15 protein-coding genes are annotated in these 19,539 nt (G+C 74.1%); 11 read left to right on the top strand and 4 right to left on the bottom strand.

The window, feature by feature from the left end:
* Positions 1 to 121: 121 nt before the first annotated feature.
* Both ABD369_RS18210 and ABD369_RS18205 read left to right on the top strand, forming a co-directional pair.
* Complete coding sequence (locus tag ABD369_RS18210; RefSeq protein WP_344637482.1) at positions 122 to 4,060, top strand: HAMP domain-containing protein; 3,939 nt, start codon at positions 122 to 124, stop codon at positions 4,058 to 4,060.
* Positions 4,061 to 4,069: 9 nt separating this feature from the next.
* Positions 4,070 to 6,526 (top strand): SpoIIE family protein phosphatase, encoded by a 2,457-nt coding sequence (locus tag ABD369_RS18205; protein WP_344637481.1) that lies wholly within the window; start codon positions 4,070 to 4,072, stop codon positions 6,524 to 6,526.
* A 122-nt stretch (positions 6,527 to 6,648) separates the two neighbouring features.
* On the opposite strand, the gene ABD369_RS18200 is transcribed toward ABD369_RS18205, so the two are convergent.
* Positions 6,649 to 7,578 carry an NAD(P)H-binding protein gene (locus tag ABD369_RS18200; protein WP_344637480.1) on the bottom strand — a complete coding sequence of 310 codons (930 nt, stop codon included), beginning with the start codon at positions 7,576 to 7,578 and terminating at the stop codon, positions 6,649 to 6,651.
* A gap of 610 nt (positions 7,579 to 8,188) precedes the next feature.
* Here ABD369_RS18200 and ABD369_RS18195 point away from each other — a divergent pair.
* The 4 genes from ABD369_RS18195 to ABD369_RS18180 are packed head-to-tail and all read left to right on the top strand — an operon-like array spanning position 8,189 to position 12,986.
* Positions 8,189 to 9,694, top strand: a complete 1,506-nt coding sequence (locus tag ABD369_RS18195; protein WP_344637479.1) for a type I 3-dehydroquinate dehydratase — start codon at positions 8,189 to 8,191, stop codon at positions 9,692 to 9,694.
* 14 nt (positions 9,695 to 9,708) lie between these two features.
* Complete coding sequence (locus tag ABD369_RS18190) at positions 9,709 to 10,596, top strand: hypothetical protein (protein ID WP_344637478.1); 888 nt, start codon at positions 9,709 to 9,711, stop codon at positions 10,594 to 10,596.
* Positions 10,593 to 11,786 (top strand): acyl-CoA dehydrogenase family protein, encoded by a 1,194-nt coding sequence (locus ABD369_RS18185; RefSeq protein WP_344637477.1) that lies wholly within the window; start codon positions 10,593 to 10,595, stop codon positions 11,784 to 11,786. The genes ABD369_RS18190 and ABD369_RS18185 overlap by 4 nt, the downstream gene beginning before the upstream one ends.
* A 12-nt stretch (positions 11,787 to 11,798) precedes the next feature.
* Complete coding sequence (locus ABD369_RS18180) at positions 11,799 to 12,986, top strand: cytochrome P450 (RefSeq protein WP_344637476.1); 1,188 nt, start codon at positions 11,799 to 11,801, stop codon at positions 12,984 to 12,986.
* A gap of 99 nt (positions 12,987 to 13,085) precedes the next feature.
* Here ABD369_RS18180 and ABD369_RS18175 read toward each other — a convergent pair whose 3' ends face one another.
* Together ABD369_RS18175 and ABD369_RS18170 are read right to left on the bottom strand one after the other, a co-directional pair.
* Complete coding sequence (locus ABD369_RS18175; protein WP_344637475.1) at positions 13,086 to 13,559, bottom strand: hypothetical protein; 474 nt, start codon at positions 13,557 to 13,559, stop codon at positions 13,086 to 13,088.
* The gene (locus tag ABD369_RS18170) at positions 13,556 to 13,999 is read right to left on the bottom strand and encodes a MarR family winged helix-turn-helix transcriptional regulator (RefSeq protein WP_344637474.1); all 444 of its coding nucleotides are present in this window, start codon (positions 13,997 to 13,999) and stop codon (positions 13,556 to 13,558) included. Before ABD369_RS18170 ends, ABD369_RS18175 begins: the two co-directional genes overlap by 4 nt.
* Before the next feature lie 202 nt (positions 14,000 to 14,201).
* Here ABD369_RS18170 and ABD369_RS18165 point away from each other — a divergent pair, with 202 nt between their 5' ends.
* Entirely contained in the window at positions 14,202 to 14,744 is a 543-nt protein-coding gene (locus ABD369_RS18165; protein ID WP_425557654.1) for a hypothetical protein, read from the top strand.
* Positions 14,745 to 15,447: 703 nt separating this feature from the next.
* Here the strand turns inward: ABD369_RS18165 and ABD369_RS18160 are convergent.
* A complete protein-coding gene (locus tag ABD369_RS18160) occupies positions 15,448 to 16,347 on the bottom strand; it encodes a universal stress protein (protein WP_344637473.1) in 900 nt (299 codons plus the stop codon).
* A 346-nt stretch (positions 16,348 to 16,693) separates the two neighbouring features.
* On the opposite strand from ABD369_RS18160, the gene ABD369_RS18155 reads away from it, so the two are divergent.
* From ABD369_RS18155 to ABD369_RS18140, 4 genes are all read left to right on the top strand, one after another.
* The gene (locus ABD369_RS18155) at positions 16,694 to 17,221 is read left to right on the top strand and encodes a hydrogenase maturation protease (protein WP_344637472.1); all 528 of its coding nucleotides are present in this window, start codon (positions 16,694 to 16,696) and stop codon (positions 17,219 to 17,221) included.
* A gap of 141 nt (positions 17,222 to 17,362) precedes the next feature.
* The gene (locus ABD369_RS18150; protein WP_344637471.1) at positions 17,363 to 17,665 is read left to right on the top strand and encodes an SHOCT domain-containing protein; all 303 of its coding nucleotides are present in this window, start codon (positions 17,363 to 17,365) and stop codon (positions 17,663 to 17,665) included.
* 23 nt (positions 17,666 to 17,688) lie between these two features.
* Positions 17,689 to 18,675 carry an Acg family FMN-binding oxidoreductase gene (locus ABD369_RS18145; RefSeq protein WP_344637470.1) on the top strand — a complete coding sequence of 329 codons (987 nt, stop codon included), beginning with the start codon at positions 17,689 to 17,691 and terminating at the stop codon, positions 18,673 to 18,675.
* A 174-nt stretch (positions 18,676 to 18,849) separates the two neighbouring features.
* On the top strand, positions 18,850 to 19,530 hold the full coding sequence (locus ABD369_RS18140; protein ID WP_344637469.1) for a pyridoxamine 5'-phosphate oxidase family protein: 681 nt from the start codon (positions 18,850 to 18,852) through the stop codon (positions 19,528 to 19,530).
* Positions 19,531 to 19,539 lie beyond the last annotated feature (9 nt).

The raw sequence follows: 19,539 nt of genomic DNA, 5'->3' as shown, positions 1-19,539 counted from the left end.
GCCTCCCGTGGCCACCGGCACGCCGGGCCGCGAACGGTGGGACAGTGGAACCGGCGCAGGTCCACGGCACGGTCGCGGTCCGGCGCGAGCACCACCAGCCGAGGCCAGCCGAGGTCCGAGAATGAACGAGCCTGCCCGGCGTACGAATGAACCCGCCCGGCCACCCGCCGAACACTGGCGGCGGACCGGCACGCCGACCGGGGAGCGGGACACCGCGGCGGCCCCGACCGACGATGGCCTGCGCCGGCTGCTGGCCGGACTGACCGCCGTCCGTGACGGCGACTTCGGGATCCGCCTGCCTCCCGACCCCGGACTGCTGGGCGAGATCGCCGCCGTCTTCAACGACATGGCCGACCAGCTCTCCCGGGTGAACTCCGAGGTGACCCGGGTGGCCCGTGAGGTCGGCACCGAAGGCAGGCTCGGCGGCCAGGCCCAGGTGCCGCAGGCGGTCGGCACCTGGCGGGACCTGACCGACTCGGTCAACGCGATGGCGGGCAACCTGACCGCCCAGGTCCGCAATATCGCCCAGGTCACCACGGCGGTGGCCCGGGGCGACCTGACCCGCAAGATCGACGTGGCCGCCCAGGGCGAGATCCTGGAGCTCAAGACCACCATCAACACCATGGTGGACCAGCTGTCCGCGTTCGCCGGCGAGGTGACCCGGGTGGCCCGCGAGGTCGGCAGCGAGGGCAGGCTCGGCGGCCAGGCGGACGTCCGGGACGTCTCCGGCACCTGGCGGGACCTCACCGACTCGGTGAACTCGATGGCGGGCAATCTGACCGCCCAGGTGCGCTCGCTCGCCCAGGTCGCGACGGCGGTGGCCAAGGGCGATCTGACGCAGAAGATCGACGTGGACGCGCGGGGCGAGATCCTCACCCTGAAGAGCACCATCAACACGATGGTCGACCAGCTCTCGGCCTTCGCCGGCGAGGTGACCCGGGTCGCCAGGGCGGTCGGCACCGAGGGCGACCTCGGCGGCCAGGCCACCGTCCAGGGCGTCTCGGGCACCTGGAAGGACCTCACCGACAACGTCAACGTGATGGCGTCCAACCTGACGGGTCAGGTCCGCTCGATCTCCCAGGTGGCGACGGCCGTCGCCCGGGGTGACCTCTCGCAGCGGATCACCGTGGAAGCCAAGGGCGAGGTGGCCGCGCTGGCCGGCGCGATCAACACCATGGTGGACACCCTGTCGGCGTTCGCGGACGAGGTGACCCGGGTGGCCCGCGAGGTCGGCACCGAGGGCATCCTCGGCGGCCAGGCGCGGGTCCCCAACGTGGCCGGGACGTGGAAGGACCTGACCGACAACGTCAACTTCATGGCCCACAACCTGACCAGCCAGGTCCGGAACATCGCCCAGGTCACCACGGCGGTGGCCCGCGGCGACCTCACCCGCAGGATCGACGTGGACGCGCGCGGCGAGATCCTGGAGCTCAAGACCACCATCAACACCATGGTCGACCAGCTGTCCGCCTTCGCCGCCGAGGTGACCCGGGTGGCCCGCGAGGTCGGCAGCGAGGGCAGGCTCGGCGGCCAGGCGGAGGTGGCCGGCGTCTCCGGCACCTGGAAGCGGCTCACCGAGAACGTCAACGGCCTGGCCGGGAACCTGACCCGGCAGGTGCGGGCCATCGCCGAGGTCACCAGTGCGGTGGCCGAGGGTGACCTGACCCGCTCGATCACCGTGGACGCCTCCGGCGAGGTCGCCGACCTCAAGGACAACATCAACGCCATGGTCGAGTCGTTGCGCGTCACCACCAGGGCCAACCAGGAGCAGGACTGGCTCAAGACCAACCTGGCCCGCCTCACCGGCCTGGTCCAGGGGCACCGGGAGATCGCCGCGGTGGCCGAGCTGATCATGGACGAGCTCACCCCGCTGCTCTCCGCCCAGTACGGAGCGTTCTACCTCGCCGAGGAGGCGGTCCACGCCGGGCAGGGCACCGGACTCGTCCTGATCAGCTCCTACGGGCTCCAGGACGGCACCAGTACCGCTCCCGAGCGGATCCCGCTCGGACACCGCCTGGTCGGCCAGGCCGCCCGCAGCCACCGGACCATCACCGTCACCGACCTGCCGCCCGGCTACGCCGCCATCTCCTCCAGTCTCGGCCGGGCCGCGCCGCGCGAGTTGGTCGTGCTGCCGATCGTGGTCGAGGAACAGCTGCTCGGCGTGGTCGAGGTCGCCTCCCTGCACCCCTTCACCCGGCTGCACCGCGACTTCCTGGAGCGCTTCGGTGAGGCGGTCGGCGCCAACCTCAGCACCCTGCTGGCCAACGCCCGCACCGACGAACTGCTGGAGGAGTCCCGGCGGCTGACCACCGAACTCCAGGCGCGCTCCGAAGAGTTGCAGCGAGGCCAGGAGGAGCTGCGCCGCTCCAACGCCGAACTCGAGGACAAGGCCGACCTGTTGGCCGACCAGAACCGCGACATCGAAGCGAAGAACCTGGAGATCGAACAGGCCCGCCGCGAACTGGAGGACCGAGCCAGGCAGTTGACCCGCACCTCGATGTACAAGTCCGAGTTCCTCGCCAACATGAGCCACGAACTGCGCACCCCGCTCAACAGCCTGCTCATCCTCGCGCAGCTGCTCGCCCGGAACCCGGCCGGCAATCTGACCCCCAAACAAGTCGAGTACGCCGAGGTGATCCGCTCGGCCGGCTCCGACCTGCTGCAACTGATCAACGACATCCTCGACCTGTCCAAGGTCGAGGCGGGCAAGATGGACATCAGCGCCGAGCGCTTCCCGCTGCGCGAACTGCTGGAGTACGTCGAGTCCACCTTCCGCCCGCTCGCCGGACAGAAGAACCTGGACTTCGCGGTGGTCACCGCCCCCGAGGCCCCGGAGGAACTGGTCACCGACCAGGCCAGGTTGCGCCAGGTGCTTCGCAACCTGCTGTCCAACGCGGTCAAGTTCACCGACCAGGGCCGGGTGGAACTGCGCATCGAGCCCAGCAGCGCGGACGAACTCCCCGAGGAACTGCGCCACTCGGGGGGCTGCCTGGCCTTCCGGGTCAAGGACACCGGAATCGGCATCCCCGAACAGCACCTGGAGTCCATCTTCGGAGCCTTCCAGCAGGCAGACGGCACCACCGGCCGCAAGTACGGTGGCACCGGCCTCGGCCTGTCCATCAGCCGTGAGCTGGCCCATCTGCTCGGCGGCGCCATCACCACCAGCAGCACCCTCGGCGCGGGCAGCTGCTTCACCCTGCACCTGCCCGCCGTCGCGCCCCGGGACGTCTCGACCCCCGCCGAGCAGCAAGCCGAGCCACCCGGACTCCTGGTCGTCGAGGCCGACCCGCCGGGTCTGCTGACCCTGCTCGCCGAGAGCACCGCGGCCGGCCGGGACCCGGCGATCACCGTCAGCAGCGCCGGTACCCCGGCCGAGGCGCTGACGGCGCTGGCGGCCGGGCCCTGCCGCTGCGTGGTACTCGACCTCGCCCTGCCCGAGGACGGCGCCCGGCGGTTGCTGGCCGCGCTGGCGGAGGGCGGGCACGCCGTCCCCGTACTCGGCTGCCTGGGCGGGCCCACGGAGCAGGGGCAGACTCCGCAGGCCGAGCTCCTGTACGTGGTCGCGGGCCTGGACGAACTGCGCGAGCGGATCGTCCGCGCGATCGAGGGCGGGAGCGTCGTCCCTCCCGGCGTGCCCGTCGCCGCGCCCGGAGCGGCCGGGCAGCCCGCCGAGGCCGAGGACCCGCTGTCCGGGCGGACCGTACTGGTCGTCGACGACGACACCCGCAACGTCTTCGCGATCACCGGGATCCTGGAGCAGCACGGCGTCCGGGTGCTGCACGCCGCGAACGGGCGGGCCGGGCTCGACCTGCTGTACGCCAACCCCGACACCTGCCTGGTCCTGATGGACATCATGATGCCCGGAATGGACGGCTACGCTGCGATCGAGGCGATCCGGGACACCGCCGAGTTCGCGGCCGTCCCGATCATCGCGGTGACCGCCAAGGCGATGCCGGGGGACCGCGCCAAGAGCCTCGCCGCCGGTGCCGACGACCATGTCACCAAGCCCGTGGACGCGGACGACCTGATCGGCCGGATCCGGCGCCGGCTGGAGCGCTGACGAGACCCGATGACCGGCACCGAACCCACCGCCACCCCGCGACCGGGATCCCCGCGGCCGGGATCTTCGGCACCGGACCGACCCGGGCCGGGCACCCCCGGAGCCGAGGCGTGCGGACCCGGCGGACGCGAGCCCGGTACCGGCGAACCGGGTGCTCGGGAACTGGCCGCGGCCGTCTGCCGGCTCCAGGGCGAACTGGCCCGGTTGCGAGCCGAGTCGGCCGCCAGGCCGGTCGTCGAACTGGCCATCGGCATCCTGGCGGAACGACTCGGCTGCCCGCCCGCCGACGCCGCCGAGCAGCTCGCGGTACTCGCCGACCGGGCCCACGTCCGGGTGGCGGAACTCGCCGCCGAGATCGTCGGCGAGCGCGTCGGCATCGGCACCGCGCCCGGCGCCGGGGCCGGGTCGCCCGAACCGGATTCGCCGTCCACCGCAGGTCCGGCGCCGCCCGCGACCGCCCGCACCGACCCGCAGGCCGCCGCCGAAGCGGTGCTCGAACACGTCGGACTCCTGACCGGCGCCACCGGCGTGCTGGTCTGGGCCGCGGAGAGCGGCGGAGGGCTGGCGCTCGCCGGAGCAGCCGGCTTCCCGGCGGCGGCGGTCAGCGGATGGCGGCACATCCCGCCCGGAGTGGACTGCCCGGCGCAGCTCGCCGCCGCGACCGGACGTGAACTCGGCCCGGACGAGCCCGAGGTGACCTGCGCCCCCACCCCCGGCCGGAAGGAGGCCCCCTACCGGGCCGCACTGCCGATCCGCCGCCGCGCCCGCCTGCTCGGTGCGCTGGAACTGGCCTGGCCCACCCGACCGGCCGAGCCGACCGGGGCGGTCCGCCGCCAGCTCCGGGCGCTCGCCGACATCTGCGCGCTCACCCTGCCCGCGGCCCTCCCACCGCCCGGCCCGGCCCCGGACCGGCCGGCGGCCGACACAGGACCGGACTCCGTCTTCGAGACGGCATCCGAGTCGGCCCTCGATGCGGTGCTGACCCCCGCGCTGCTGCTCGTCCCGGTCCTCGGCGAGGACGACGAACTCACCGACTTCCGGATCCTGCGCGTCAACGCGCACTTCACCGACCCGGCCGGCCGCTCCGCCCACACCCTGGAGGGCGGCTCCCTGGTCGAGGCGTATCCGCTCGCCTGCGCCGACGGGCTGCTGGAGCGGCTCCGGCGGGTGTACGCCACCGGCGAGGCGATCCGGGGTGAGGAGCTGCGCCTGGGCTTCCTGATCGGTGAACTGTCGCTGCCGACCGGCCTGGAGATCGCCGCGGCCCGCCTCGACGACCACCTGCTGCTCAGCTGGCGCTTCGCTGAGGACGACGCCAGACAGAACGCGCTGGTGCGCAACGCCCAGCGGCTGGCCCGTCTCGGCGGCTTCGAGGAGGACCTGACCACCGGCACCATCCGCTGGAACGCGAGTCTGTACGAGCTGCACGGACTGCCGCCGTCGGCCGTCCCGGTGCCGTTCGCCGCGCTCCCCGCCCACGTCCACCCCGAGGACGAGCAGACCGTCCGGCGGCTGGTGCGCAGCGTGCAGCGACAGCGCAAGGCGTCCTCCGCGGTCTTCCGGCTGGTCAGGCCCAACGGGCTGACCCGCTACACCCGGGTGGTCGCCGAACCGGTGCTCGACACCACCGGGCGCCTGGTCGCCCTCCACGGCGCCTACCAGGACGTGTCGGCGCAGCACTGGATCGAGATCGCCCTCGCTGCCACCCGCGAACGGCTCGCCGACAGCGAGCAGCAGGCCGCCGAGCGACACCGCCTCGCGCTCCGGCTCCAGCAGGCCATCCTGCCGCCCGAGCCGCCGTCGCTGGACGCCGCCGGGCTGCGCGCCGCCGTCCGCTACCGCCCCGCCGCCCAGCAGGAACGGGTCGGCGGCGACTGGTACGACGCGGTGCTGCTGCCCGACGGCGCCGCCCTGCTGGTGGTCGGGGACGTGGCCGGGCACGGCGTCGAGGCCGCCACCGGGATGGTCGCGCTGCGCAACGCCCTGCGCGGCCTCGCGGTCACCGGGGCGGGACCCGCCCGGCTGCTCGACTGGCTCAACACCGCGGCCGTCTCGTTCACCGAGCCGGCCACCGCCACCGCCGTCTGCGCCCGCTACGACCCCGCCCGCCGGCAGCTGTGCTGGGCCAGGGCCGGGCACCTGCCGCCGATCCTGCTCCGGGCGGGCCGGGCCCGGCCGCTGCCCATGCCGTCCGGCGTCCTGCTCGGCGCGGACCACGGGGCGGTGTACGAGGAGCAGGCCCTGCGACTGGAAGCGGGTGACATCCTGCTGCTCTACACGGACGGACTGATCGAGCACCGGGACCGCTCCGTCGAGGACTCGCTGCGCGAACTGGTGGACGACGTCGGCAGGTCGGAGGAGGACCTGGACGACCTGCTGGACCGGCTGCTGGACCGGAGCACCGCCGACACCGACGACGACATCTGCCTGATCGCCGTCCAGGTGGCCGCCGAACCCCGGGACTGACCGGACCGCCCGGGCGCCCGGGCCGGGCGCGGGATGCGCCCCGCGCCCGGCTCAGAGGTCGGATGCATCACCGCCTGCGGCGTCCGGTCGGCCGAACCTCCGCCAGGCGCTGTAGTCGCCCGTCACCCGGCGGCCCGGCCCGGCGGGCCGGCAAGGCCGGGGGTGTCCCTCACGAAGGTGTCGAAGCCGGCCGGGGGGCGGCCGAGGAGCTCGGCGACACCGTCGGTGGCGCGGTCGTACCGGTTCTGCCGGTGGAGCCGGGCCATCGTGGCGATGTGGTTGCGCAGGTGGGGCGAGAGGTCCAGTGCTCCGAGGTCCTTCTCGAGCCACTCGTCGTAGGGCACGTCGACGTAGCTGACCGTCCTGCCCAGGGCGGCGGAGAGCTCGGCGGCGATGGCGGTCATGCCGCGGGACGAGGCACCGGTCAGCTCGTAGACCCGGCCGGCCTGCGGCGAGGGGTCGGTCAGCACCCGGGCGACCGCGTCGGCGACGTCGCTGATGGCCACCGGTGAGGTGCGGGCGGAGCCGAACGGCAGCCTGATCGTGCCGTCCCGACGGATCGAGGCGACGGCGAGCATCGCGAAGAGCGGGTTCTCCATGAACACCGTCGGCCGGATGTGCGTGACGGGCAGGCCCGACCAGTCCAGGACCTGTTCGGTCAGCCAGTGCAGTCGTTGCTGCGTGGACTCGGTCGTGCTCGTGACGTCCATCTGCGAGACCGTCATCTGCGACATGTTCACCAGCAACTCCACGGAGCCGTTGTGGCGGGCGGCGACCGCCACCGTGGCGGCGGCCTCCAGGTAGTCCGGTGAGACGCTCATCCCGAAGTAGAGCCGCCGGCAGCCGTCGAGGGCCGCCACCACGTCGGGGGCCCGGGTGAGCTCGCCGACCACCACCTGCACGCCGTCGAGCGCCCGCAGCGACTCGGCCCGCTCGTCGTCGTGGTGCACCAGGGCCCGGACGGGTACCTGCCGGGCCCGCAGCTGCTCGACCACTCGCCGTCCCACTCCGCCGACGGCTCCGGTCACCAGGATCGGATGGGGATCCGACATGGCCATCTCCTGTCGTTCCGGCCCCGGGCGGTCCGGGGCGTGTCACCCGGGCGCGGTACCGGGGGCCTCCCGGCCGAGGCCCTTGACGAGCACCGTCGGGATGCCCCGGCCGCCGCTCCGCGACAGGTGCCGCGGAGCAGGGCGGGGTTTTCGCGCCGCAGCGGTTTCCCACCACCAGGGGCAGTGTGCCGATCGGAGGCCGGTTGCCGCAGTCCGTGCGCCGGAGCGGGGGAGCGTACGCGGCGCGATCGGGTGTGCCGGGCGCCGGCCTACGGGCTTCGGGCGCACCCCGGGCGCCGGGTGGCCGATGCCCCGGGCGGCGGAGGGGGCCGGGCCGAGCGCTCGCCGGAAGGAACCCCGGAGCTTACGCTGGCACGGCGGTGTGAAGCACCGGCATCCCCGATTCGGGCTTCGGCGCATCCCGCGGACGGGGAGCAGCACCGCGGGAGTGCTCCTGCTGGCCCGTCGGTGCGGTCTCGGTGGGGCGCCCGGCGGGGCATCCGGACCCGGCGCGGCCCGGACCTGACCCTCTTCCCTCCGATGTGAATCACCGATCCGCGGGCCCGCCCCGAGGAGGACGCACGGTGGCACTCAACGCACGGTGGCACTCATGAGCGAGCCGGGCACGGGTGGGGCCGGCGCTGGGCGGCGGGCCGCGCTGGTGGCCGTCGTCGCGGCGGCCGACGAGCTCGGCCACGCCAGCCTGAGCGGACTCGACCCGGTCGCGGACGGACTGGAGGTGCGCGCCGACCTGGTGGGCGACCCCGAACCGCGCAGGCTGCGGCGGCTGTTCGGCGGCCGGCTGATCTACACCCTGCGCACCCGCCGCCAGGGCGGGAACCACGGTGGGGCTCCGGCGGAGCGGCGGGAGCGGCTGCTGCGTGCCGCCGCCGAGTACGACCTGGTCGACCTGGAGTGGCCCGACGACCTGGTACCGGAGCTGACCAGCCGCATCCCGCCGTGGCAGCGCCGGGTCTCCTGGCACGGTCCGGAGCGCGAGCACGGAGGTATGCGCTCCCTGTTCGGCGCCATGGCGGGCGTACCGGCGGCGCTCTACCTGCTGGTGCCCAAGAGCAGCCCGGCAGCGGCGCCGGGCCTGCTCGCCGCCCTCGGCCGGTCCGATGTGACGGCCTTCGGCATCGGCGAGTCCGGCCTGTGGACCCGGGTGCTGGCCCCCTGGCTGGGCGCCCCGGTGGCCTTCGGCCGGGTGGGTGAGGCCGGAGCGGACGGGATGCCGAGCGTACGCCGACTCGCCCTGGACTACGGGCTGCCCGCGCTCCCGCGGCTGGACGCCCTCTACGGCATCGCCGGCCCCGCCCCCGAGCACTCGCTCGCACCCCGGCTGTACAACGCGGCCCTGCGCGAACTGGGCCTGCCCGCCCTCTACCTGCCGTTCGCGACCGACTCGCTGGCCTGCCTGCTGCGCAGCGCGGCCGTCCTCGGCGGGCGGACCGGACTGGCGCTGCGAGGGCTGACGGTGACCGCACCGCACAAGGAGGACGCGATGGGCCTCGCCGACCAGGTGACCCCGTCGGCGCGCGGAGCCGGGGCCGCCAACGTCCTGTGGCACCGGGACGGCCGCTGGCACGCCGACACCACCGACGCCGCCGCAGCCCTGGACGCGCTGGCCAGGGCCGGCGTCGACCCGGCCGGGCGGCGCGCCGCCGTCATCGGCTGCGGCGGCGCGGGCCGGGCCGCCGCCCTCGCCCTGCACCTGGCCGGCGCCTCGGTGACCCTGGTGAACCGCGGCCGGGCCCGGGGCCGGCAGGCCGCCGCGCTGACCGGCCTGCCCTTCGTGCCACTGGCCCGGTTCTCCGCCCGGGGCTACTCGCTGCTGGTCCACGCCACGCCGCTGGCCGACAGCGCGCCGTTCCGGCTGGCGGCCGCCGATCCCGGCGCGGCGGTCCTGGACCTGGTGTACCGGGACGGTCCCACCGCCCTGGCGGCCGCCGCCCGGTCGCACGGCCTGCCGGTGATCGACGGCCGGGAGGTGCTGCTCGTGGAGATGCGGGAGCAGTTCCGCCTGCTGACCGGGCGGCGGATGCCGCTCGGCCCGGCGCTCTTGGCCCTCGGCCTGCGCCGCCGCACCGAAGTCCGCCCGGCCGGCAACCAGTGAGACGAGGAGCCCCCATGACGGCCGATACCGGAATCCGGAACCCCGAACCGATCACCCCGCTGCTGGGCGACTGGCTCAGCACCGAGGGCCACGCCTCGCCGGGGATCGCCAGGCTGGAGGTGAGGCAGCGCGGCGGCGCCGCCTGGCTACGGGCCTTCGGCGGCGGCTCCCGGGACTGGGGGGAGACCCCCGCCGTGCTGTACCGGACACTGGGCGTGCCGGCCTCCGCGCTCACCGCGGTCTTCGACCTCGGCTTCCTGCGCACCGTGGTCTCGGCCCACCACAAGGGCGGGATCCTGGTCGTCACCACGTCCAACGTCTTCCGGGACGGCAGCTCGCGCGCCGACTACTGGACCCGCGAGTTCTTCCACCTGATCGGGCGGGCCGATGGACGTGCCGGTGCGGGCGGCGACGGGCCCGTGGCGAGCGGCGGCGACACCGGGCCGGACACCCCTGGCCGCCGGCGCGGCGAAGCGGTGGCCGTACCGGAGATCAGCCGGGAGCAGGACCGCCCGACCGGCACCGGACCGACCGGGCCGCTCGACGTCCGCCCGCTGCTCGGCCGGTGGGCCAACTTCGACCGCTCCACCACCGGCGTCCGGCGCGCGGAGACCCAACAGCAGGGCAGCCGGTTACTGCTGAGGCTGTGGGAGGCCGACGGCGCCGACTGCGGTCCGCTGCCCGTCCAGCCGCTCGCCGCCGACGTCGGCAGCGGGCAGGCCATAGGCTTCGGTGCCGAGGCGGAGCTCGCCCCGGGGCTCGGCTCCCGGAAGGTCTACCACTGCGGCTACCTCAACCGCGGCCTGCTCACCATCGACGTCCACGCCGCCGTACCCGGCGAGCCGGCGGCGAACGTGATGTACCGCGCCCACTTCCACCGCACCGAGGGGGATGGCACATGACCCCGGCCGCGCACACCGACTCCGTGGCGGCGCTGCGGCAGGCGGCCCGACTGGCCCGCGACAGCTTCGCCGCCCGCGCCGACGGCTACGACCGCAGCGCCGCCTTCCCGGCCGACGACTTCGACGACCTCTTCGCGGCCGGCCTGCTGGCCGCTGCCGTACCGACCGCCTACGGCGGCCTGGGCCTGGGCCCGCAGCAGCGCGACACGCTGCCGCTGTGGCAGCTGACGACGCTGCTGGCGAGTGCCGACCTGTCGCTGGCGCGCTGCTGGGAGGGCCACACCAACTCCCTCGTGATGATCGACGCCCTGGGAACCGCCGAGCAGAAGCGGCGCTGGTTCGCCGGGGTGGTGGAGCGCGGCGAGATCTGGGCCGCCTGGAGCGGCGAACCGCAGTCTCCCAAGCCGGGCGAGGACCGTCGCTTCGGCACCACGGTGGCCGCCGCCGACGGCGGCTGGGTGCTCCACGGCACCAAGGCCTTCGCCACCAGCGCCACTGGCGCCCGCTGGGCGATCCTGCTGGTGGACCCGGCCGGGCCGGGCGGTGCCCGGCACGCCCGGGGAACGGCGGACGGACTGCTGCTGCTCGCCTGCGATCTGAACGACCCGACCGTGACCGTCGACACCTCCTGGTGGGATCCGGTCGGCATGCGGGCCACCGCCAGCCACGCGGTGCTCTTCGACGGCACGTTCTTCCCGTACGACCGGGTGATCGGCGAACCGGGCAGCTACCTGGCCGGGCAGTGGCAGACCGCGTTCGTCCCGCACTACGCCGCCAGTTTCCTCGGCGCCGCCGAAGCCGCCTACGACTACGCGCTGGCCTACCTCAAGCACCAGGGCAAGAGCCAGGACCCGTACGTCCAGCAGCGGGTGGGACGGATGGCCGTCAACATCGACACCGGGCGCCTGTGGCTGCGCCACGTCGCCGGGCTGTGGGACGAGGGACGGCTGGAGGAGGCGCGGATCGCCGGAAGCCGGGCGCGGCACCTGATCGAGCATCTGGCCGAGGAGACGGTGCACCACTGCATCCGCGCGTGCGGTGCCCGCAGCCTGGTCCGGCCCTCACCGGTGGAGCGGATCCTGCGGGACCTGACCTTCTACCAGCGGCACGACAACGACGACCACATCCTGGCCACCATCGGTCGGGCGGCGCTCGGCGAGAGCTTCGACCCCTCGTTCCACAAGCCCTGAACGGAGCGCCGGATGCCCGCTCGGCCCTTCCCCTTCGGTTACACCGACCCGTCCGAGACGCACGCCGAACTCGCCCGGCTGCGGGAGCGCGAACCGATCAGCCGGGTGGTGCTGGCGAGCGGTCATGAGGCCTGGCTGGTGACCAGGTACGAGGACGTCCTGCTGGTCCTCGGCGATCCCAGGTTCAGCGCCGCCGAGGCCGCCGTGCCCGGCGGGCCCAGCCTCGACCGGGTGCCCATGACGCTGCCGGGCGTCGTCCAGCTGCGGGAGACCGACCAGGAGGACCACAACCGGCTGCGCAGGCTGGTGGCACCGGCCTTCAGCGCCCACCAGGCGGAGCGGCTGGCGCCACTGGTCGAGCGGACGGCCGACGGACTGCTGGAGGCGATGGCGGAGGCGGGCCCGCCGACAGACCTCGTCTCCGCGCTCACCGCGGTGCTGCCGATCAGGGTGGTGTGCGCCTGGCTGGACCTCCCGACGGCGGACGTGCCCCGCATCCTGACCTGGAACTCCGAGCTCACCGGTGCCAGGCCGGCCGACGAGGTGATGGCGGCCCAGCGGAAGATGCGCGACTACATGGTCCGGACGCTGGCCGCCCGCCGGACCGCGCCCGGCGACGACCTGCTCAGCTCACTGGTCGCCGTGCACGACGAGGAGGGCACGCTGGACGAGCCGGAACTGGTGGGCCTGGGCCTGGCCATCGTCTTCGTCGGACACACCTCGGCGTCCCACCTGATCACGGCCTCGGTGGACGGGCTGCTGCGCCGTCCCGAGCAGTGGTCGCTGCTGCGCCGCCACCCCGAGCTGCTGCCCGAGGCGGTGGAGGAGATGCTGCGCTGGCACCTGGTGCTGACGGACGGCCGCCTGCGGGTGGCCACCGAGGACGTCCGGCTGGCCGGCGTGCTCATCCGCGCGGGCGATCCCGTGGTCGCCTCGATCAACGCCGCCAACCGGGACGCCGCCGTCTACCCCAACCCCGACCGCTTCGATCCGCGACGCTCCGGAAGGCCGAACCTGGCCTTCGGACACGGCATCCACCGCTGCCTGGCCGCGTACCTGGTGCGAGTGGAACTGCGCGTCTGCCTCGCCCGGTTGCTCGACCGCTTCCCGGAACTGCGGTCCGCCGCCCCCGGGTCGGGCCCCCGCTGGAAGGACCAACCGCGCATGCAGGGCATGACGGAGCTGCCGGTCACCTGGTGAGCGGCAGTCCGTGCGGTCCCGGGACCGTCCACAACCAGCCGAGCGCGTACGGCCTTCGGCGCCGCACGGACTCGGCCGGTGTGATGCGGCCCGGAGGCGTCACCGGTCGGAGAGCTGCCAGGGGAAGGGGGAGAGGTCGGGTTCGACCCAGGCGGTCCTGGCCCGTTCGCTCTCCAGCGTCGAGGGCCGGTAGTAGCGGGAGAGCAGCTGCTTGTCGAGGAGTTCGGCGTGCCGGTCGGCGAACGTGTCGAAGTCGCCGAGGCCCGTCAGGTCCGCGTGGTGGCCCACCAGCTCGACCCAGGCCCGGCTGACGGTGACGTGGAACTTATGTGGTGCCCCCGCGTTGGTGGCGACCTGCCGGATGCCGTCGCTGACCAGGCTGACCGCGTCGGCGGTGCCGTGCCGCCGTACCGCGAGCCAGGTCAGCTGGACGTGCTGGCGATGGCCGAAGCGGACCGCGCTCGCCATGACCTCTCGCATCAGTGCCTGGAAGGGGGTTTCCTCGCCCGCGTCCGGGGCGTGCCGGGGTGCCGGGGCGTGCTGGGGTGCTGGGGCGTGCTGGGGTGCGTTCAAGAGGACACCTTGGTCAAGGCCTGCAGGACGGTGTGGAAGCCGGCCACCTCCGCGGGGGAGAGTCCGACGAGCGCGCGGCGTTCCAGGTCGGTGAGGGTCTGCCGGATCAGGTCGGCCGCCAGGTGGCCGGAGGGGGTCAGCTCGATGAGGACGGAGCGGCGGTCACCGGCGCGGGTGCCGCGGGTGATGTGGCCGCGGCGTTCGAGCCGGTCCAGTACGCCGGTCAGCGTGGTGGGACGGGTGCCTGCCGCGGCGCCCAGTTCGGACACGGTGCGGCCGTGCCCGTCGGCGAGGTTGGCCAGAGCGTTGATCTCGGAAGGGGTCAGGTCGAGGTCGACCAGCTCGGTGGCGAGGATGTGCAGAGTGGCATGGGTCGCGCGCTGCAGCGCGAGCAGCGCTGACTGCGCCGGCTGCGCCGATGGTGCGGATTCGGACTTCACGGTCCCGGATATTACGGTTTCGTAGTATCGGCATTCAAACTGGGCGGGCTGCTCGGGCGAGGGCGTGACGCGGGCGGCGGACCCGCGCGTGCGGGTGCCGCCCGGACCGGTGATGCGGGCCGGCCCTGCCGAGGGCGCCGAGGGCGGCCGACCGGCGGCGGTCGCTGTGCGGCTCCGCGCGTCCGGGCTGATCCTGGGGAGCGTGGGAGATCGAGCTGCCGCGGACGGCGGTGCGGACGGCGGTGCGGAGGGTGACGCGCCGAAGCCGTCCGCCGGAGGCCGGACCGACTACGCCGGGGCCGTCTACGGCTCGATCCTCGCGGCGTCGGTGGTGGCCACCGCGGGGACCCTCGGTCCGTTCCCGCGGATCAAGCTGGTGGCGCTGCTGCTCATCACCGGTCTGGTCTTCTGGGCGGCGCACGTCTACGCGCGCATCGTGGGGGAACGGCTGCTGCACCAGCCCCTGACCGGGGAGGACGTCCGCAGGGTGGCCGTCGCCGAATGGCCGATCGTCAAGGTGGCCGTCCCGCCGGCCGTCGCTGTGGCGATCGGCCCGCTCCTGGACCTGGGGGTGGAGGGGACCGCGTGGCTCGCGCTGGCTGTCGCCCTGGCCGAACAGGTCGGCTGGGCGACCGTCCCCGTCCTCCGGGCAGGCGCCTCGCGTCGCATCGTGCTGCTCAACGGTGGCGTCAACCTCCTGCTCGGAGTGGTCCTCGTGGTGGCGAAGGCGGCGCTCCACTACTGAACGCGCCGCCGTCACCCAAGCCTCCTCGCACCAGGCGGCCATGCACCGTGCTGCGCCCGAAAGGCCGTGCTACGCCCGCTAGTTGCCCTCGCCCGGCCCCTGGCCAGTACGCTGGTACGCCGGCAGGCCGCCCACCGGGAAGCCCCTCGGGGTCACGGCTGCCGGCGGCTGCGACCCGCCCGGGTCGCGATGGTGTGACCACCAGCTCACCAGCCGATCGAGTACGTCGGTCCGGGCGGATGACGGTTCGAGGAGGAGTGGCCGGCTCCAGGCGTGCGCCTGTCGGGCCAAGCCGTGGAGCGGTGAGACATCGTCATAGTTATCTGGCATATGCGAAGCTTTCCGCTGCAGCGTCACCACTGCGTAGTCGGTCCAGTTGCCAGCCGCAGCGTCGCCGGGAAGGCCGCGCCAGGCAGGGCCGAACGCCGGCGCCGGGCGACGTACCACGAGGGTGTCGTGCCGGGCCGGGTTCCGCCGGGAACACCGACCGCCCTACCGAGCCCCGCACAGTTCACGGCCGGGTGATTGTGATCAGCCTTCGCACCGTCGGCCACCTGCACATGGCCAACCACACCCTGCGCGCTCTGGGCCTGGGCGAGCTGACCGAGCTGTGAGGTCGCGCGACCCCGCGATGAGGAGCGGGAAGGCAGCGCGCGAAGTCCGTCAACCGCTGACGGCCTTCCCCTGCTCGGTGGACGCCCGGTCAGCCGAACGGGACGACCGCGACCGGGCAGCGGGCGTGGTGGATCACGGCGTGAGCGGCCGGGCCCAGATGCGATCCGATCGGCGCGCGCCGGGTACGGCGGCCGATCACCAGGAGCCCGGCCTGCGGTGTCTCCTCCAGCAGCGTGACGGCGGCGTTGCCGAGCGCCACCGTCGTCAGGACCTCCACCTGCGGGTACCGCTCGCGCCAGGGCGCAAGCCGCCGCTCGACCGTGTCGTGCTCGATCCTAGCCAGGTCCTTCTCCAGACCGCCGATGGAGCCGAAGGCCAAGTACTCGGTGCCGCTCGGCGGGCCCCAGGCGCGGACCACCCGCAGCGGCGCCGAACGGACCGAGGCGGCCTCGAAGGCGAAAGCCAGTACCTCGTCGCACGGATGCTTGGTGTCCAGGCCGAGGGCGACCTCGCGGTAGGGGGCGTCGGCCGGCGGCGCCGCCGCCTCCGGTGACGCCGGGTGCTCGTCCGCCGCGGTGATGCCCGCACGGACGAGCACCACCGGGCAGCCCGCCCGGGCCAGCACCTCCTGGCTCACCGAACCGACCAGGAACCCGCGCAACGCGCTGAGGCCGCGCGAGCCGAGCACGAGCATCGTGGCGTTCCGCCCGGCCGTCGCAAGCACCTCCGCGGGTACGCCACCGGGGATGTGGGCGGCGGTCACCTCCACACCGGAGAGCAGCGCGCCCAACTCGGCCTCCTTCCGCGCCAACTGCTGCTTTCCCCACCGCTTCGCCTCCTCGCTGCCCAGCGGCTGGCCGTGCTGCCAGGGCCAGGCCTGGAGCAGCTCAAGCGGCAGTCTGCGGCGCTGCGCCTCCCGCGCCGCCCAGTCGGTGGCGGCCGTGCTCTCCGGCGACCCGTCGAAGCCGACGACGATGGGTCCGTTCACGATCTCCTCCAGGGCTCCCGGGGCGGTCGGCCCGCCGGCCACTGACCGGCACAGCCCCGCGGCGCCGATCGGCCCGGCCGGGACCGGGTGCCTGCGGACCGGCGGAGACCGGAGCGCCGCCGCCGGATCGGCCCGACACCGGCCTCGGTGTCTCCACCGTGGTTCACCCATCCTGCGCGCTGGGCTTCGCCGCACACCACCGGAAGGGCACGGACCCGGGTCGCCCGGGGTGGAACGGACCGGACGAGCTGGAGCGAACTCCCGGGACGGCAGCGAGGCCCGGCTCGGGCATCCGCGTTCGGCCGGTGCTGCGCCGCGCGCCTCGGGGCCTCACCATGGAATGGAGATGAGCGTCATGCCCGAGATGCCCGGTGAGTCGGCCGAGGACCGGATCGTCCTGATCGGCGTCGGCGACGAGTACCGCCACGACGACGGTGCGGCCGTAGCCGTCCTGGCCGAACTGGCCGCCGACCGGCTCCCCGCCGACCGGATCGCCCTGAGCGACGGCGAGCCGTCCCGCCTCATCGAACTCTGGGAGGGCGCCGGCCTGGCCGTGGTGGTCGACGCCGTGCACTCGCACCCCGCCGAGCCCGGCCGGCTCCACCAGGTGCGGGTGAGCCCGGACGACCCCGGCGGCGCGATGGCCGAGAGCCACGCCGCCGACTCCCACGGCCTCGGCCTCGGAGAGGCGGTCGGACTGGCCGCCGTCCTCGGCCGGCTGCCGCGCGAGCTGCTGATCGTCGCGGTCGAGGGCGCGGACTTCACCGAGGGCGAGGGCCTCAGCCAGGACGTGGCCGCGGCGGTGCCCCGCGCGGCGGACCTGGTCCGCCAAGCCGTCGCCGAGCACCTGGCGTGGCGGGACGGACCGGCCTGATCCTCCAAGCACCGCACCACCGCACCGAGCCGGCACGTCCCGGCGGCCGGAGTCGAACAGCCCGAGCCGTGCCCGCCGGATCGGCCGCACGATGGATGGTGAGGGCATCCGACCCACCGCGTACCACTGAGGAGGCCCGCGATGACGTACTGGTACGGCCACGGCGCGCATCTCCTGGGTTTCGGCCTGATGGCCGTCGGCATGCTGCTCGTCTGGGCGCTCATCGTCCTCGGCATCGTCGCCCTGGCAAGGCACCTCGGCCGCACGGCCCAGCAGCATCCCGCCGCCTGGACCCCGACCCCGCAGACACCGCCCGCCCAGCCCGAAGCCGAGCAGGTGCTCGCGGAGCGCTTCGCCAGGGGCGAGATCGACGCGGACGAGTACCGCCACCGTCTGGAGGTCCTGCGTTCCGGAGCAGGGCCGACCGGGCCCGCCCCCGGCTGACCGAAACCACCCAGGAGACCGCCATGGCCGCCATGGCTCCGGACGCCGCCGCGCTGGAGAAGCTCATCGCCGCCGCGGTGGCCGCTCCGTCCATCCACAACACCCAGCCCTGGCACTACCGCTTCCGGTCCGAGAGCGGCGTCCTCGAGGTCCGTGCCGCGCCCGAGCGGTCGCTGCCGGCCAGCGACCCCGAGGGGCGCGCCCTGCACATCTCGGTCGGCGCGGCACTGCTCAACCTGTGCACCGCGGCCCGCCGGCTCGGCTGGGCACCCGAGGTGAACCTGCTGCCGGACCCGGCCGAAACCGGCCTGCTGGCCGCCGTCCGCCTGGACGAACCGTCCCGGACGCAGTTGCCGCGGACGGCCGAGCTGTACGACGCGATCTGGCACCGGCACACCGTCCGCACCCCGTTCACCGGGCCACCGATCGCAGTCGAGATACGCAACGAACTCGTCGAGGCCGCGCACGGGGAGGACGCCGTGCTCTACTTCCCCGACCGGGAGGAGAGGACCAGACTGCTCCACCTCACGGCCGAGGCCGAGCGGCGCAACGTCACCGATCCGGAGCACCGCGCCGAGAGCCGCGACTGGGTCCAGGGGCCGGGTGGCGAGCCGTACGGCATCCCGGCCGCCGCCCTCGGCCCGCAGGACGCCGCCGGGCGCATGCCGATGCGGGACTTCTCCGCCATCCACCCCGCCGAGCACCAGGCCCCCGAGTCCTTCGAGGCCGAGCCGTGCATCGCGGTGCTCGCCACCGATCACGACCGGCCGGTGGACTGGCTGCGCGCCGGGCTGGCGCTGGAGCACGTCCTGCTGACGGCCACCGTCCACCGGGTGCGCGCCTCGTTGCTGCACCAGGCGATGGAGTGGCCCGACCTGCGCTGGGCGGCCCGCGATCCGCACCGGGGGCCGGGACACGTGCAGATCCTGATCCGCCTCGGTTACGGACCGGAGGGGGCGCGGACGCCCCGGCTGCCGGTCTCCGAAGTACTGGAGGCGGACGGCGGCTGAGCCTCACCCGCGTGGCACCGTACCCGCGCGTGCGTCCCGTCCCCGGAGCCGGTGTCCGTCCCGGGCCCCACACCGCGCTGTGGCACACCCGGGCTCCATGGAGAACCCTGGACACGACGGGGCGGAGCGGCCGGCCCGGACACCCTGACCGGAGGCCGGCGGAGAGGAACCACCGTGAACGAGAACACCCCGGCCACCGATCCGGCGGTGCGACCTGTTGCTCCGGGCGTCCTCGCGCGGCACATCGCCGAGCGATGTGCACAGCTCGGCTTGACCGAGGCAGAGCTGGCGAAGCTGGCGGCGATGTCGCCCGGCTACCTGCGGCATCTGGCGGAGGCGGGGCCCGAGCTCGACCCCAACGGTTTCCTCCGCGTCGCGGCGGCGCTGCGCCTCACCCGCCGCGAGCTGCTCGAAGGGCGGAGCGACGCCCCACCGGGACAGCCCGGGGCGGCCGCGCGGCCGGCCCTGTTCCGCCTCACCGAGCCCGAGTGCTGGGAGATGCTCGGCGACCACGGCATCGGCCGGATCGCGCTGGCGGCCGAACCCGGCCCGGTGGTCTTCCCGGTCAACTACCTGATCGACGCCCGGACGGTCGTCTACCGCACGGACCCGAACGGCGGTGCCGCCGTCGCCGCCGACACCTCGGTGTCCGTCCAGGTCGACCACATCGACGACCGTCTGAGACAGGGCTGGAGCGTGCTCGTCGTCGGTACGGCGCGGCACGTCGACGACCTCGAGGCCGTCGAACGGCTGGCGAGGCTGCCCGGTAGCCGGCCGTGGGCCGGCGGGCACCGTCCGCTGTGGGTGCGGATCCAGCCGGAACGGGTCACCGGGCGGCGCATCGGTAGCATCTGAGCCGTCCAC

Source organism: Kitasatospora cystarginea (genome assembly GCF_039533515.1).
GTDB classification, from domain to species: Bacteria; Actinomycetota; Actinomycetes; order Streptomycetales; family Streptomycetaceae; genus Kitasatospora; species Kitasatospora cystarginea.
The sequence above is the reverse complement of the archived record's forward strand: the minus strand, read 5'-3'. Positions and strand labels throughout refer to the sequence as shown.